Annotated in this window: 16 protein-coding genes and 1 other annotated feature; of the genes, 7 read left to right on the top strand and 9 right to left on the bottom strand. The window is 40.1% G+C overall.

Annotated features, from left to right (window positions below; all coding sequences use genetic code 11):
* Window positions 1-62: 62 nt before the first annotated feature.
* Window positions 63-1,910, bottom strand: a complete 1,848-nt coding sequence (gene asnB / locus RYX56_RS02750; protein WP_317120604.1) for an asparagine synthase (glutamine-hydrolyzing) — start codon at window positions 1,908-1,910, stop codon at window positions 63-65.
* A gap of 224 nt (window positions 1,911-2,134) precedes the next feature.
* Between asnB and RYX56_RS02745 the strand changes: the two genes are divergently transcribed.
* Together RYX56_RS02745 and RYX56_RS02740 are read left to right on the top strand one after the other, a co-directional pair.
* A complete protein-coding gene (locus RYX56_RS02745) occupies window positions 2,135-2,293 on the top strand; it encodes a hypothetical protein (protein WP_317120603.1) in 159 nt (52 codons plus the stop codon).
* Between the two features lie 94 nt (window positions 2,294-2,387).
* Entirely contained in the window at window positions 2,388-2,591 is a 204-nt protein-coding gene (locus RYX56_RS02740) for a YqzH family protein (protein WP_317120602.1), read from the top strand.
* On the opposite strand, the gene RYX56_RS02735 is transcribed toward RYX56_RS02740, so the two are convergent.
* Together RYX56_RS02735 and RYX56_RS02730 are read right to left on the bottom strand one after the other, a co-directional pair.
* Window positions 2,576-2,758 carry a hypothetical protein gene (locus tag RYX56_RS02735; RefSeq protein WP_047974083.1) on the bottom strand — a complete coding sequence of 61 codons (183 nt, stop codon included), beginning with the start codon at window positions 2,756-2,758 and terminating at the stop codon, window positions 2,576-2,578. The genes RYX56_RS02740 and RYX56_RS02735 overlap by 16 nt on opposite strands.
* Before the next feature lie 10 nt (window positions 2,759-2,768).
* On the bottom strand, window positions 2,769-3,536 hold the full coding sequence (locus tag RYX56_RS02730; protein WP_317121294.1) for an SDR family NAD(P)-dependent oxidoreductase: 768 nt from the start codon (window positions 3,534-3,536) through the stop codon (window positions 2,769-2,771).
* A 180-nt stretch (window positions 3,537-3,716) separates the two neighbouring features.
* Window positions 3,717-3,924, top strand: a binding site (T-box leader).
* Window positions 3,925-4,006: 82 nt separating this feature from the next.
* Here RYX56_RS02730 and proB point away from each other — a divergent pair.
* The 3 genes from proB to proC are packed head-to-tail and all read left to right on the top strand — an operon-like array spanning window position 4,007 to window position 7,219.
* Complete coding sequence (gene proB / locus RYX56_RS02725; protein WP_317120601.1) at window positions 4,007-5,128, top strand: glutamate 5-kinase; 1,122 nt, start codon at window positions 4,007-4,009, stop codon at window positions 5,126-5,128.
* A 1-nt stretch (window position 5,129) separates the two neighbouring features.
* Window positions 5,130-6,377 carry a glutamate-5-semialdehyde dehydrogenase gene (locus RYX56_RS02720; RefSeq protein ID WP_317120600.1) on the top strand — a complete coding sequence of 416 codons (1,248 nt, stop codon included), beginning with the start codon at window positions 5,130-5,132 and terminating at the stop codon, window positions 6,375-6,377.
* A gap of 5 nt (window positions 6,378-6,382) precedes the next feature.
* On the top strand, window positions 6,383-7,219 hold the full coding sequence (gene proC, locus RYX56_RS02715) for a pyrroline-5-carboxylate reductase (protein WP_317120599.1): 837 nt from the start codon (window positions 6,383-6,385) through the stop codon (window positions 7,217-7,219).
* A 31-nt stretch (window positions 7,220-7,250) separates the two neighbouring features.
* On the opposite strand, the gene RYX56_RS02710 is transcribed toward proC, so the two are convergent.
* Window positions 7,251-8,261, bottom strand: coding sequence for an NAD(P)/FAD-dependent oxidoreductase (locus RYX56_RS02710; protein ID WP_317120598.1), 1,011 nt, complete (start codon window positions 8,259-8,261; stop codon window positions 7,251-7,253).
* Between the two features lie 168 nt (window positions 8,262-8,429).
* Here RYX56_RS02710 and RYX56_RS02705 point away from each other — a divergent pair, with 168 nt between their 5' ends.
* Window positions 8,430-9,284, top strand: a complete 855-nt coding sequence (locus RYX56_RS02705; RefSeq protein WP_317120597.1) for an ion transporter — start codon at window positions 8,430-8,432, stop codon at window positions 9,282-9,284.
* Between the two features lie 34 nt (window positions 9,285-9,318).
* Here RYX56_RS02705 and RYX56_RS02700 read toward each other — a convergent pair whose 3' ends face one another.
* Window positions 9,319-10,689, bottom strand: coding sequence for an aspartate kinase (locus RYX56_RS02700; protein ID WP_317120596.1), 1,371 nt, complete (start codon window positions 10,687-10,689; stop codon window positions 9,319-9,321).
* Window positions 10,690-10,990: 301 nt separating this feature from the next.
* Window positions 10,991-11,275 (bottom strand): hypothetical protein, encoded by a 285-nt coding sequence (locus tag RYX56_RS02695; RefSeq protein ID WP_317120595.1) that lies wholly within the window; start codon window positions 11,273-11,275, stop codon window positions 10,991-10,993.
* Window positions 11,276-11,486: 211 nt separating this feature from the next.
* Between RYX56_RS02695 and folE2 the strand changes: the two genes are divergently transcribed.
* Window positions 11,487-12,377 (top strand): GTP cyclohydrolase FolE2, encoded by an 891-nt coding sequence (gene folE2, locus RYX56_RS02690; protein ID WP_317120594.1) that lies wholly within the window; start codon window positions 11,487-11,489, stop codon window positions 12,375-12,377.
* A gap of 37 nt (window positions 12,378-12,414) precedes the next feature.
* Here folE2 and RYX56_RS02685 read toward each other — a convergent pair whose 3' ends face one another.
* Genes RYX56_RS02685 through cobA form a run of 3 tightly spaced genes read right to left on the bottom strand, consistent with a single transcriptional unit; the run spans window position 12,415 to window position 15,343 of the window.
* Window positions 12,415-13,035, bottom strand: coding sequence for an NAD(P)-dependent oxidoreductase (locus RYX56_RS02685; protein WP_317120593.1), 621 nt, complete (start codon window positions 13,033-13,035; stop codon window positions 12,415-12,417).
* Complete coding sequence (locus RYX56_RS02680) at window positions 13,032-13,868, bottom strand: sirohydrochlorin chelatase (protein ID WP_317120592.1); 837 nt, start codon at window positions 13,866-13,868, stop codon at window positions 13,032-13,034. The genes RYX56_RS02685 and RYX56_RS02680 overlap by 4 nt, the downstream gene beginning before the upstream one ends.
* Window positions 13,865-15,343: a uroporphyrinogen-III C-methyltransferase gene (cobA, locus tag RYX56_RS02675; protein WP_317120591.1), complete on the bottom strand. Its 1,479-nt coding sequence runs from the start codon at window positions 15,341-15,343 to the stop codon at window positions 13,865-13,867. Before cobA ends, RYX56_RS02680 begins: the two co-directional genes overlap by 4 nt.
* Between the last annotated feature and the right edge of the window lie 67 nt (window positions 15,344-15,410).

The following is a 15,410-nucleotide window of genomic DNA, read 5'->3' as shown; positions in this document are numbered from 1 at the left end:
ATAGTCTGCAAGTAGCTAGACAAAATTAAAACGACCTCGCTTTTATAGCAAGGTCGAGTATTTTATTCTTCTATAATGACTCCATACTCCCTCATCCAAAAGTCCATCTGTATAAAATGAGCTAACAATTGCGGACCGGCCATCAATTGTCCAAAATAAGGTGTTCCAGTTGATAAACCACCACTTTGAGCAATTTCTCTTAATATCTCTTTATTAATAAACTCAAAGATTGGCGCATCTTTTTGCGCTAATATGTCTTGTATCCCTTTTTGAACAGCGGCCGTATAACGTGGGTGATGGGTTTTAGGGTATGGGCTCTTTTTACGATAAAGGATATCATCCGGTAAGATGCCCTCTAATGCTTTACGCAATATTCCTTTCTCTCTGCCGCCAAGCTGCTTCATCTCCCATGGGATATTCCAAACATATTCAACAAGGCGATGATCAGAGAATGGAACGCGCACTTCAAGACTAGCTCCCATACTCATTCGGTCTTTACGGTCTAACAGGTTGGTCATAAACCATATGATATTCAAATAAGAAATCTCACGTCTTCTTGCTTCCTCAGGCGTGTCTGCTGCAAACCTTGGCGTTTCTAAAATCGTTTCTTTATAGCGACTATGAACATAATTTTTTAAATTGATTTTCTTTTGCCATTTCTCATTTAATAAACCTTGACGTTCATCAATGGAGCGCATCCAAGGGAACATGTCAATGTTCATGATTTCTGGTTTATGAAACCAAGGGTATCCACCAAAAATTTCATCGGCACATTCCCCTGACAAACCGACTGTAACATCTTTTTTGATTTCATTACAGAACCAAAGTAAAGAGGAATCGATATCAGCCATTCCTGGTAAATCCCGGACACGAACTGCTTCTTTCAATTGATTAGCTAACTCATCAATTGAGATGACGGCATTGTAATGCTTCGTATTATAAGAATCCGAAACAAGCTTAATCCATGGTCCATCTGCATTAGGTTGAAAATCATTCGCTTTAAAATACTTATCATTCTCATCATAATCTACTGAATAGCTTCTAACTGAACCTTTCCCTTGGCGTGCATACACTTTAGCAGCTAGGGCTGTTAAAGCACTTGAATCAACTCCGCCTGATAGAAATAATCCAACTGGTACATCGGCAAATAATTGACGCTCAACAATATCTTCCATTAATTCTCTAATATGAGTGGCCGTTTCTTCTGTTGTATGTGGATGTGGCTTGCTTTTCAACGTCCAATACCTGCTAATCGTTGCCCCGTTCCGATCATAAATTAGCATATGTGCAGGTCTTAGCTCATTAATATCTTTAAAAACACCATGTCCTGGTGTTCGTGACGGTCCAAGTCCCATAATTTCAGCGATTCCTTCACGGTCCACAATAGGATCAATATCTCGATGAGCAAGAAGCGCTTTTAACTCTGAACCAAACAATAGGCAACCATTTCGAACGGTATAGAAAAGAGGTTTTACACCAAGACGATCTCTTGCCATAAATAAGCTTTCGTCTTTATCATTCCATATCGCAAAGGCAAAAATCCCGTTTAATTTTTCTAGGCATTGATAACCCCATTCAATATAAGATTTCAAGAGCACTTCTGTATCCGAATGCCCCTTGAAATCATGCCCTCTTTGCAGTAACTCCGTTCGAATGTCTTCCGTATTGTACAATTCTCCATTGTAAACGATCGTGTATGTTTTATTTTTAAACGTCCTGCTCATCGGTTGAATCCCACCTTCAGGATCAACAACAATGAGTCTAGCATGACCAAATCCAACATGCTTCGATGTCCAAACATTCAAATCATCTGGTCCACGTCTGTTCAACGTATTTGCCATCTTCATTACTTCTGAATCTTCTTCCCTCATATCGCGTCGCCAGTCAATCCACCCTGTGATACCACACATTTTATCAGCCCCTCTTGGGAAATAATTCTTTATTTTTTTCTCTCTTTTGGAACACCGTGCCTCTCTTAGGCCCTCTACCCATAACCTATGTTATTCAGAGAATATCTTAAAAGTGCGATCTTTTTCTCAAGGGATTATTGTTGAAGTAATTAGTAAAATCCACCAAAAAAACATTGATTATAAATGAGAGAATGCGTAAAAGCTATTGAGAAGAGGTGATCTTCATGAACTATCCAGTCGCTCACTTAGAGCAAAAACAACTGCAACATATCCGTCAGCTTGAACAAGATTTAGGTGTTGTTTTAATTGCCTATCATCCTGAACAAGAGCAAGGCAAACGCCCAGAACAAATCAATCAGCATCGTGATCTAGACTATTTCTAACCATAAAAAGCAAGTCCCAATCAGGGACTTGCTTTTTTGTATGGATTGACAACTCGTCTACAATAGAAAATAAGACTAACCTTGGAGGCTAATTATGGACAAATGTCTTATCAAAAAAATGATGGCTCAAGTAAGCAAAACGTATACTAATGGTCATCCGCTTGCCATCTCAGATGATGAGCTCAATCAGTTAGCAACGACCATACAATTACGTTTAACGGAAACACCACTAGAAGCTCCTTCAGCCATCGTGCATGATGTCATGTATAGTTATTTTACAGATCACTCCGAGGACTGACGCTTTTTCATTAATTGCTTTACATTTTCCTTAGGCTCCCAACACGAAAATTGATACGTTGGCTTTGTGTCAAAACCAAGGCGTTTGCATAAATAGTGCATCGCCTCACCTCTTCTCATCGCTTGAAAATGAATACACGTTGCGCAACAGTGAAATTCGTTTTGCATATCTACCTCCTTACTTTTGACGTAGCTTTTCTCCAGCAAGCTTCTCAACTAGTGATGGCATGAGTTGATACATCTTAGTAGCCACTCCCATCCATTTTGGAAGGTTCAATTCTCTCTTAGGCTTTTTAATGACTTTGATGATCTCACTTGAGACAAATTCGGGTGCTAGCATAAATTTTTCTATGTTTTTTACATAACTACCTTCTTGGTCCGCTCGCTCAAAAAACGGTGTGCGAATCGGCCCTGGGTTAACCGCAGTTACCTTTATAGCCGTATCCGCTAGTTCAAGTCGGACAGAATTGGTGTAGCCTAAGACGGCATGCTTTGTTGCTGAGTACACACTCGATTTAGGCGTCGCTAATTTTCCAGCTTGTGAAGCAATATTAATGATATGACCAGAGTTTTCCTTTTTCATAAATGGCAAAGCTGCATTGGTCATCGCCATTAATCCTAGCACATTCACAGCAAACATTTCTTGATTTTCATGGGGCGCAGTCTGATCTGCATATTCAAAAAGTGCAAAGCCTGCATTATTAATCAGAATATCCATTGTTCCCACTTTTCCGACTACATCTTTGACACTTGCTTCTATAGCCTCAGTTTTGCTAATATCAAGTTTATAAATATAAGCTGTGCCTCCTGCACTTTCGATCGTTTGTTTAACCTCATGAAGTCTCTCTTCATTTCTAGCAAACAGCACAGGGGTTGCTCCAGCTTTTGCAACATCAATGGCTAATTGCTTTCCTAGCCCACTTGAGGCACCTGTAATCCAAATCATTTTGTTTTTAATATCCAATGCTTTCACTCCTAATTAAAATGAACCCTTACTCCATTTAGTGTAATCGAGAACCCATACACGAAGCAAAACATTTCTATGTAAGCGCTTTAAAGTTGTGTGAATCTTCAGATTTCCACTTGACGAGTAGCTTGTCTCTTGATTATAATAATAAAAATCAAATCAGAAGCGTTGAGAGGGAATAGTACGCGGACAACATGTGATAAGAGAGTGGTCTCACCGGCTGAAAGGACCATCACCGCTGTTGTAGCTGAACCTGCCCTTGAGCTGTTAGGTTAAACCCTAACCGTCTTTCCACGATACGGATATCGAGTGGGCATAACTATGCCAATCAAGGTGGTACCGCGGATATAACCCTTCCGTCCTTAATATTAAGGACGGAAGGGTTTTTTATTGTCAAGACAAACGACCAATTAGTGGTCGATTTCAACGATAGAAAGAAGGCAATCAATATGAATCGTCAACGAATAGTTATGAAAGTTGGCAGCAGTTCTCTAACAGAGGCAAACGGAGCGTTAAGTTTAACGAAGTTACGGGAGCATGTGGCAGCCATTGTCTCTATTAAAAAACAAGGTCACGAGGTCATTCTCGTCTCATCAGGTGCGATTGCTGCTGGGTTCTCGGCTCTTGGTTACCCAAGTCGCCCCGTCACAGTCGCCGGTAAACAAGCAGCTGCAGCCGTTGGTCAAGGTCTTTTGATGCAAGCCTACCTTGCTGAGTTTGCTAAACACGGCCTTACAGCTGCTCAACTTTTATTAACGCGCGAAGATTTTGCTGATCAAAAACGGTACCAGAACGCCCTACAAACAATTACGGAATTATTAAAGCGTTCTGCAGTTCCAATCATTAATGAAAATGACTCCACTTCAGTAGAAGAACTAACATTTGGTGATAATGATATGCTCTCTGCTTTAGTAAGTGGCTTTATTCACGCAGATACACTTTGCATGATTACTGATGTAAATGGTCTTTATGATTCAAATCCAACGCAAAACCCAAATGCAAAGAAGTATCATTTCCTACCTAATGTAACGGATGACTTGCTGATGGTTGCTGGTCACGCTGGCTCCAAAGTTGGCACAGGCGGAATGAAATCGAAATTACTTGCTGCTCAGACGGCTCTTCCTTTCGGTGTAAATGTATTCATTGGTAAAACGAGTGGCCAGTCAACTCTACAAGATCTCCTTGCAGGAAAAGGCGACGGAACATATATCGGTTCCTTTAAACACGAGACTGTTATGCCGGCCTCTAAACAATGGTTAGCCGTTCACTCACATGTTAATGGTCAAATAAAAATTGACAAAGGTGCAGAAAAAGCATTGATGTATGAAGGGAAAAGTTTGTTACCAGTAGGGATCACTTCTGTTAGTGGCTCCTTTGGCCCAAATGATGTGGTGGAGATCATTAATGAAAAAGGGAAAGTAATTGGAAAAGGACAAAGTACATTATCCTCTGTTGATTTAACACTTATTAAGGGGATGTCAAGCAATGAGGCTAGTGAACAAGTGAAACTAAATAAAGCAGTTGCCATTCATCGTGATCAATGGGTCACATTAGCAAAGGAGAGAATGTAAAATGAATGAGGTATATTCTAAAGCCAAAGAGGCACAATCGATTACACACCAACTAATTAATTTAACAACCGACGAAAAAAATCACGCATTAACACTGATCGCAACTTGCCTTCGTCAGAATCAATCCTATTTAATCAAAGAGAACGAAAAGGACCTTGAGTTTGGCAGAAAAAACGGCATGAGTGAAACCATGCTTGATCGTCTTACATTAACAGCTGAACGACTAAATGAAATGGCAAGTGCAGTTGAGCAAGTAGCTTCGCTTCGTGACCCAATTGGTGAGTTGATTGAAGAATGGGATCGTCCAAATGGTCTTAACATTCAAAATGTACGGGTCCCTCTTGGTGTAATCGGTATGATCTATGAGGCTCGACCGAATGTGACAGTAGATGCTGCTAGTCTTTGTTTAAAAACGGGAAATGCAGTTATTTTACGAGGTAGCTCAACTGCCATCCATTCCAATGTTGCGCTTGTCTCTGTTTTGCAAAAAGCACTTAAAGACGCTTCCCTCCCTATTGAGGCGATTCAACTGATAGAAGATACGAGTAGAGCAACGGCCGAACATTTATTTACGTGCAACGAATATGTTGATGTATTGATTCCTAGAGGGGGCGCTACATTAATTCAAGCAGTCATTGAAAAGGCGACGGTTCCTGTTATTGAAACAGGTGTTGGTAATTGTCACATTTACATTGATGATTCAGCAGAGATTGAATTAGCCAAGAAAATTGTTGTCAATGCTAAAACACAAAGACCATCCGTTTGCAATACAGCAGAAACAGTGATTGTCCATGAAACGTGGGCAAGACTACACTTGAAAGAGTTGCTAGATGCCCTTGACCACAAAGGTGTTACTTTCTATGGTGACACTGCATCAATGGCTATGGATGAGCGGATTAAAGAAGCAAGCGAGACTGATTGGGCCGATGAATACCTTGATTTAAAACTTGCCGTGAAGATTGCTCCTTCCTTAAATGAGGCAATGAATCATATTCGCCAATATGGTACAAAGCATTCAGAAGCAATCATAAGTGAAACAGCAGCCAATGTAAGTAGGTTTCAGCAGTCCGTCGATGCTGCAGCTATTTACCATAATGCATCAACCCGTTTTACAGATGGGTTTGAATTTGGCTTTGGGGCTGAAATTGGCATTAGTACACAGAAGCTCCATGCAAGAGGACCTATGGGACTGAAAGCTTTAACTTCAAATAAATACCTCCTAACAGGTAACGGACAAATAAAAGGATAGGTGACATGATGTTAACAAATAAAACGATTACATTTTTAGGTGCAGGCGCAATGGCTGAAGCAATCATCGGAGGACTTGTTCGCAATCAAATTGTCACACCACAGCAGATTATTGCAACCAACCTATCTGACACCTTTAAGTTAGAAAGACTAGAGCAACGATACGGCATTCAAACGACTAGTGACCGCGAGCAAGCAGTTAAACAAGCTGATTTTGTCGTGCTAGCCATGAAACCTAAAAATGTCGAGGAAGCTATTCGTGAAATTAAATCCGTTATTTATAAGGAACAGCTATTTATTTCTGTCATTGCAGGTATTCCAGCTTCCTACATTGAGGACTTATCCGGCGGTCAAGCTCGTGTGGTTAGAACGATGCCTAACACGTCAGCAAAAGTAGGTGCATCTGCTACAGCCATTAGTGCTGGCACATTTGCAACAGATGAAGACCTTGATACGGTTTCTCTTTTATTCTCAGCAGTTGGGACGGTTACAGTTGTGCCAGAAAGCAAGATGGATGCTGTAACTGGTGTAGCTGGTAGTGGTCCTGCTTATTTTTATTATTTAATTGAGGCGATGGAAAAAGCGGCAGTTGAAAGTGGCCTTACACCCGAGGAAGCTACTTCATTAATTACTCAAACAGTTGTTGGTGTTGGGAAAAGATTACAAGATACCTCTAAAACCTCTCGTGAATTATATAAAGAAGTTATGAGCCCTAATGGTACAACTGAAGCAGGTATTACGCTTTTAAGTGAACGAAATGGTCAAGATGCGATGCACGATGCCATTATTAAAGCGATTGCCCGTTCAAAAGAATTAGGATCCGTATTTACAGAATCTAAATAAGAAAAATAGGGGTGCACATTATGTGCAACCCCTATTTTCTTATTTGTTTACTCATCCAATCTCCCGCAGACATTCCTGAGAGAATGGCCCCTTCCACTTTCCCGTCTTTAAAGCAATCTCCGGCAAATACTACTGGGCTGGGATAAGTTGTTGCTACCATCCGATCTGGATAAAGAGTTTTGGGTTTTGCATAGCGCCACCTTTTTACTTGAATCCCCTCCATCTTACCATCTTTAATAAACGGTTTTACTTTAGGTAGTAATAGCGCAATTACGTCTTCATCCGATTCTTCATAGTGAGCCTCACTCCACTTACCTGAAGCATGAACAGTAAGAATAGGTTTGGTCGAAATGCCTTTTTGTTGATTATCACCAATAAATGCAATATCCCCTTCCCCTTGAATTCCACCTTCTTTAGGCACTAAGCTCCCTCCAGGTAATGAAATCATTAAACAAATACATGGTTCATAGTCGATACTAGCTAATTCCGCTTTAATATCACTTTCAATCCCATCGAGCCGAAGCCAGTTTAACACTTGGGGTACAGGAATTGTAGAGATCACTCCTTTGGCTCTTAGTAACGTTGTTGTCTGATTTTTTTCATCATAAATGGTTATTTCCCATGCTTTATCTTGATAGTTTAAAGAGCTTATTCGATGATTCAGGATAAGATCTTCAGGTTGAGCTAACGTTTTAGTAAGCGCATTCATACCGTTTGTTGCTATATAACGAGGGTATCTATCAGTTTGAAGGATGACTTGGCCCTCACTATTCATTTGATGAAACCCTCTCGTCCATTCACTTATAAGTCCCTCGTTGCTCCATTTTTCAATCAGTGTCTTCATTTCGTGTGAACGGACTGTAAAGAATTGAGCCCCATGATCAGCTCTTCCATTATCTATCCTTCTCGTTGCCATACGGCCCCCTACACTTCTACCCTTTTCGACTAACTTATAAGAAATACCATTTTCCTGTAACCTTTTAGCGGCAAATAAACCTGCAAGTCCTGCTCCGAATATGACTACTGGTGCTTCCTGCATCATGATTGTCCCCTCTCGATTTACATCAATATCTTCATCATAGCAGATATTCTTCCTGCCTCGAAATAATTCAACTCGCTCGCTAATGAAATGCTTCCTTGTCTACTCTACTTACTTTCTAGTAGAATAGTAGAAGTGAATAGGAGAAATGAAGAAGGAGTTTCGAAGTTAATGGAGAACAAAAAAAAGCAACAATCAATACCCCCTTTTATAGCGGCCGTCCAACGTATTGTTTTTCATAAAGCATTTACACCAACCATCATCGCATTAATTTTAATCAATGCCATTATCGTTGGTCTTGAAACCTATCCTTCCTTATACGAGGGATATCGTGGTTGGTTTTATGCAGCTGATAAAGCATTGCTATGGATTTTCACTGTTGAGATTACGTTACGATTTATCGCGACACGGCCAACCAGAGAGTTCTTTAAAAGTAGTTGGAACTGGTTTGATTTCTTAATTGTAGCAGCAGGGCATATATTTGCTGGTGCACATTTTGTCACAGTTTTACGGATTTTACGTGTACTTCGTGTTTTACGCGCTATTTCTGTTATCCCATCCTTACGCCGGTTAGTAGATGCTTTGTTAATGACTATACCTGCATTAGGAAACATTATGATCTTAATGAGCATCATCTTCTACATCTTCGCAGTCATTGGGACGATGTTATTTGCAGGAGTTGCTCCAGAGTTCTTCGGTAATTTACAATTATCACTTCTTACTTTATTCCAAGTGGTGACACTCGAATCTTGGGCAAGTGGAGTTATGAGACCGATCTTTGCAGAAGTCTGGTGGTCATGGATTTACTTTGTAGCCTTTATTTTAGTTGGAACCTTTATCGTCTTTAACTTATTTATCGGGGTAATCGTAAATAATGTAGAGAAGGCAAACGAGGAAGAACAATTATCAGATGAAATGAAAGCTGCAGCAGAAACGAAAGAAGAACTTGCATCTCTACGAAGTGAAGTCTCTGAAATGAACGAGCTCATTAAACAGATGTATAAGCAGCAAACAAAAAAAGGATAAACAAAAGGAGCGTCTACAGACGCTCCTTTTACTATTATTGAACGACTTCTACAACAGCTCCAAAAAATTCTGCATAAAGCTCTCTAACAGCACGATCTGTGTCTTTTGCATGAATACCAATCACTAAACTAACTTCTGATGAACCTTGGTTAATCATCTCAATGTTTACATTTGCACGAGCTAGTGCAGCCGTCAAACGCGCTGAGACTCCAACTGTATTATGCATACCTTCACCAACAATCATAATCATCGCAAAATCTTTTTCAATATAAACATCATCGGCAGCTAACTCTTCGGAAATTCGATTAACAATTCGCTCTTCAATGTCAGGAGTTAATTGACATTGACGTAAAATGACTGATGTGTCGTCAATACCAGATGGAATGTGCTCATAAGATAGACCTTCATCTTCAATAATTTGAAGTAAACGACGACCAAAACCTACTTCCCTATTCATTAAATACTTGCGAACGTAAATCGTTGAGAAGCCTTCATCAGCAGCAATCCCGATAACTGGATTCATAAAATATTCTCGCTCTGCAATAATCATCGTTCCTGACGAAGATGGGTTATTTGTATTCTTCACACAAACCGGGATTCCTTTACGGAAAGCAGGGATAAGTGCTTCATCATGAAAGACTGAAAATCCTGCATATGATAACTCTCGCATTTCACGATAAGTCATTTTTTTAATTTTCACTGGCTCATATACAACATTTGGATTTGCTGCGAACACTGAATCAACGTCGGTAAAGTTCTCATAAAGCTCAGCCTCTACTCCAGCCGCGACAATTGAACCTGTAATATCAGATCCTCCGCGCGGAAATGTAACGAGGGTTCCTTCTTTTGAATAACCAAAAAAGCCAGGGAATACAATGATTTCTTCTGTATTACGCAATTCTTTTAAATGGTCATATGCTTCAGGTAACACTTGCGCATTACCAGGTTCATCACTTACTAATAAACCTGCATCTTTTGGATTTAAGTATTTCGCAGATAGGCCTAAGCTTTGTAGGTATGCTGCAATTAATTTTGCGTTATTATCTTCCCCACTTGCTTTAATAAGGTCCATAAATGAACCTGGACGACTGCGATCAAATGTTAAACGTTCGCGTAAGTCAGCTTCGATCGTGGCGATAATACTACTATCTAACTCTAAACCTACTGCAATCGATTCATATCGTTCTATGACGGCTTTCAGTTCACTTTCTACTGCTCCTTGTTCTAAATAAGTTTCTCCAAGTTGAATTAATAAGTCCGTAACTTTCGTGTCAGCACTATCTCTTTTACCAGGTGCCGAAACGACAACAATTTTACGATCATGGTCCTCAGACACAATGGCTGCTACTTTTTTGATTTGTTCTGCACTCGCTACAGAACTCCCCCCAAATTTAGCTACTTTCATCTTGTCACTCCAGCTCCTATCATCTCTCATATTCTCTGTTTATCTAATTATTTGAACATTCTAACTATAGCACAATCATTCTTTTGGCGCAAAACGATTCTAGCGTTGATAGTACGCTTTCATTACGCTTATCTTAGCTCAAGCGACCTCACCCATCTTGTTCACACAATTAACGCCAATCATACAATATCTCTCCCATATGCTCACACATCCAATAGCTAAATATGAAAAATTGCATATTAAAAACACCTTTTCCTATATAAGACCCCCTACAATGTAAGTTGTAGGGGGTCTTAATCGATTATTGAAACCATGAAACTAATAATGACTTCCTTTCACCTTTTGTAGCCTCAGTCGTGCATGAGGATTCTGCTTCATATCCCAAATCGATTGCATAGCCATACGTGACTTCTTCAAGATAATTGGATAGATCCGCTTGGTCAAAGCACTCTGGTGCACTATAAACTTTCTTTGTGTGATCGACAATAACTCTTGCATCACTTGGTTGAACGGTGGTCTGGATGCTTAACCCTAGTACAAGTAACACTAAAGCGATAATAATAAAAATTCCTGTTCCTTTTTTCAATCGTGCTCACTTCCTTGTCTACATTTCATTATGTAGTGTAATATGTAGTAGTCAGACGTGCAACCTTTACAACGTGTATAAGTTTTTTGTAATACGATTGAGCAAGTTGTTTTCTGCACATAGTGAAGTGTGGTATGATAACTTCGTATTTCTTATGTAATTTTACTCTACTTAATGAATGATGTTAGAGGATAAATCAGGAGTGATAATCATGAATAGACAATTGCCACCAAAAGCTGAACGCCATCGTCATTTTGGCTCAGTTGAACCGATCGAAGGTTTGAAACCAAAAGAAAAAGAAAAAATGCCCGATCTTCAAAATAAACCTGATGACTATTACTTTCCTATCCAAAAAGTTGGAATTTCTAAAGTCAAATATCCAGTGATGATTGAATCGGCTCTAGTTCCTACTACACAAACAACAACAGCAGAATTTGCGATGACAACGAGTCTAGATGCAGAGTTTAAGGGGATCAACATGAGTCGCCTAACAGAGCAGCTTCATTTATTTTTCCAAACACATCTGCTTTCTATTGAAACTCTACGTGAGTTTTCAGCTATCTTAGCTCGAGAAATGAAGCAGAAAGCATCAAATGTTACCGTAACGTTCCCATGGTTCTTCACCAAAACAAGTCCTTCCATGAATAAGGAAGGGATGGCTCACGCGGATGTAACGTTGGATGTAAGCTTTAATGAAGAAACAGGATACACTTCAAAAATCACACTAGTAGCTGCTGTAACGACGCTCTGCCCGTGCTCTAAAGAAATCAGTGAGTACAGCGCTCATAATCAACGAGGCTTTGTTACAATGTCAGCTATTGTAGATGACCATGCTGATGTTGACTGGAAACAAGCCCTTCTAGAAGCTGCTGAAAGTAATGCCAGTTCGATTCTTTACCCGGTATTAAAACGTCCAGATGAAAAAGCTGTTACAGAGCATGCATATGAAAATCCACGCTTTGTCGAAGACTTAGTGCGTCTTGTTGCCAGTGATTTATATGAAAATGAAGCGATTCGAGCATTTGAAATTGAATGTAGAAATGAAGAATCCATTCATCAACATGATGCCATTGCCCAGTTATCTTTTTCAAAAGAAAAGTAAGATTACAAATAAGCCTGATCCAACAAGTGGATCGGGCTTATTTTGATTGTTGTATTTGCTGAAGCAATAGTAGAAAGCGGTCATCACAGTCGCCCTGCTTTAACCACTCGTCATTAGCAATTTGAATAAGCAATTGTCGCTTCTCACTTGGAAGTAAAGTCGACTCTTTAACTTGCTGACGAGCACGCTTTAAAAAATCCACCTTCTTTTCTACATTATGAGGTAATCGCTCTAAGAACTGCTTCATTAGGTGCTTCGCATACGTGGGACTTGCCCCATTTGTAGAAAGGGCGATCGACAAGTCTCCTTTAACCTTTGAAAGAGGGAATTGAATATCGCTTTTTTCACCATCTGATGCAAGATAGACCCATTGTCTTTCAATCCGACTGCGGTAAAGACAATCATTTAATATAGGATCGTCCGTCGTGAGCATTAAAATATCGCACATAAATGATTCATTAGGTGATACAACTCTCCTCTCAAAAGAAACCTTTTCCTCCTTAACATAATAAGCGATGGTGTCGGTAATTGTTGGAGCAATGACTGTAATCTTTGCCCCTTCCTGATGGCATCTTACCAAGTGTCTTGTGGCTACTTGCCCCCCGCCGATAAAGACCATGCTTCTCTCTTTAAGCTTAAGCATCATATGACTTGTCATGAAGAAGATGCTCGCTTTTCTTCAGCTGTAAGCCGGTACTGACACATGTCACAATTAACTAAAACTGCTTCATTCAACACTTCTTCAACTCGTCTTATTAATACTTCCTTCATATCATCATCAAATCCTAAGTAGGAACACAATACAGACTCAATACCCGTTTTTGCCGACCATTGATCGAGTTTCTTCTCCAACCCTTTCATTAAGACCCCTGTAAATAATAAATAGGGAAGCACATACACTTTTTTATATGGGAAACGCATAATCCTTTTAAGCCCTTGGTCCACAGTAGGCCTTGTTGCAGCAATATAGCATACTTCAACATCGGCAATTGGCGCCTCTTCCCATAGCAGACGCGAGATCTTCATTAAATCACTATTGGCATCAGGGTCACTACTACCTCTGCCAACAACTAATACCATTGCCTCCTCACGTTCCTCTTCCTCTGGCCGAGCAGTGATCATTGGTAAGCCTTTTTGCTCTAACCGTTTTTTCAATATGGAAATCAACGTTGCTTCTACCCCAAAGGGACGTCCATAGACAAAATGAACATGTGGATACCGTTTTTTAGCCTCATCAATTTCACGTGGAATATCGAGCTTCGCATGATTTGCCGTTAATAGTAATACTGGAACCACCGCAATCCGAGTAGCGCCTTTTTCAATACAGGCGGTGATTCCCTCGGCTATCGAAGGAGCCGCCAACTCGATGAAAGCATGCTCTTGAATAGGGATCTCTTTAAAATATACTTTAACGGACTCAATAAACGAAATAAGTTCTTGATTGCCTGCTTGTACTCGACTGCCGTGTCCTACATACAGAATCGCATTCATCTTCTTATCACCTCTTGATTTCTAAAGAGTTTTAGTTGCTCTATTAATGCCTCTTTTGATGGGGTGTCTAGGGTAGCAGCTACCTTATAACCAGCTTCAACTGCTGCTTTTTTTGAAGTTGGACCAAAGCAAATCACCGTTCTTTCTTTGCTCATATCTTCTGGAGTCCAGCCTAATGATAGGAAGCTCTTTGTCACCGTTTTTACGGACTCTGCACTCGGGAAAACCATTGTCTTCAAACGTCCTTCTTCATTTAATCGTTCACATGTGCGTTCACATGATGTAATGAGCACCTCTCGATGACTTACAAGGAAATCATGTTTGCCATATGTTTCAGTAAGCTCGATCTCCTTCTTACTCCATTGCTCTTCACCAATAATTAAGAAATTAACACATTCATTTCGTTCTTCAAGATTGGAAACATTGCATCCATGCTGTTCTACAGCTTCTTGTGACTTTTTTGAACGCACATAAAAGCGAGCACGACAATTTCTGAGGTCTATTTTTTCATCTCTTAACCATTTAAAAAAAGCTGAAACACTTTCTGGTTGTAAAAAAAGAATGTCTTCATACCTCGTTACATCTAATGCGGGACTTTCAACTCTTTCTGTTGAATAACGAGGAAACTCAAACACTTCTGCTCCCTCCGTAGTTAGTTCCTTTGCTATTGAACTTGACTGAGAGCTTGTACGTGCAAATAACAACTGCTCTCCAAATAAGGACTTACGTTCAAACCAACTTGGCTGCGTGCGTAAGGAGGCAACTTCTCCGACTAAAGTGATAGCAGGGTTCGTTAATGTTGACTGACGTACTCGATCAGCAATCGTTTCTAACGTACCTTCAACCGTTTGTTGTCCCCCAAGTGTACCCCATTGAATAAGCACAACTGGTGTATGGAGTGGCTTTCCATGACGGACTAACTGACTCGAAATATATTCAAGGTTTTTAACACCCATATAAAAAGCGATCGTGTCAATACCAGTAGCTAACGCCTTCCAATCAATTAATGGCTGACCGTCTTCTGACTTATCATGACCTGTCACTACCGCAAAAGAAGCCCCGTGCTCTCTATGGGTAACAGGAATCCCTGCATACGTCGCAGCTCCTATGCCGGCTGTGATTCCAGGAATGATTTCATAAGGAACACCAGCTTCATCAAGGGCATTCGCTTCTTCTCCAACACGACCAAATACACTAGGGTCTCCCCCTTTAAGTCGCACAACCACTTTCCCTTGTTTTCCATATTCAATAAGCTTCTCATTAATCGCCTCTTGTCTTACAATATGACGTTTAGGTAATTTACCGCAATAAATGTGCTCACACTCTGGCTTTGTCCATTCAAGCAATAAAGGATTGATTAAACGGTCATACAAAATGACATCTGCCTTCTCCAAACATTCTTTCGCCTTTATTGTTAAAAGTCCTAAATCACCAGGTCCTGCACCGACTAGGTAGACATAGCCCTCCATACTCATATGCTCATCTCCTTATGTAAACCTATTTTTATTCCGAGTTATTTGATATGTTTTATAAAGTATATAA

This window comes from Alkalihalophilus lindianensis, from assembly GCF_032843265.1.
Taxonomy (GTDB): Bacteria; Bacillota; Bacilli; order Bacillales; family Bacillaceae_D; genus Alkalihalophilus; species Alkalihalophilus lindianensis.
Note: the sequence above shows the minus strand (reverse complement) of the source record. Positions and strands in the feature narration are given on the sequence as shown.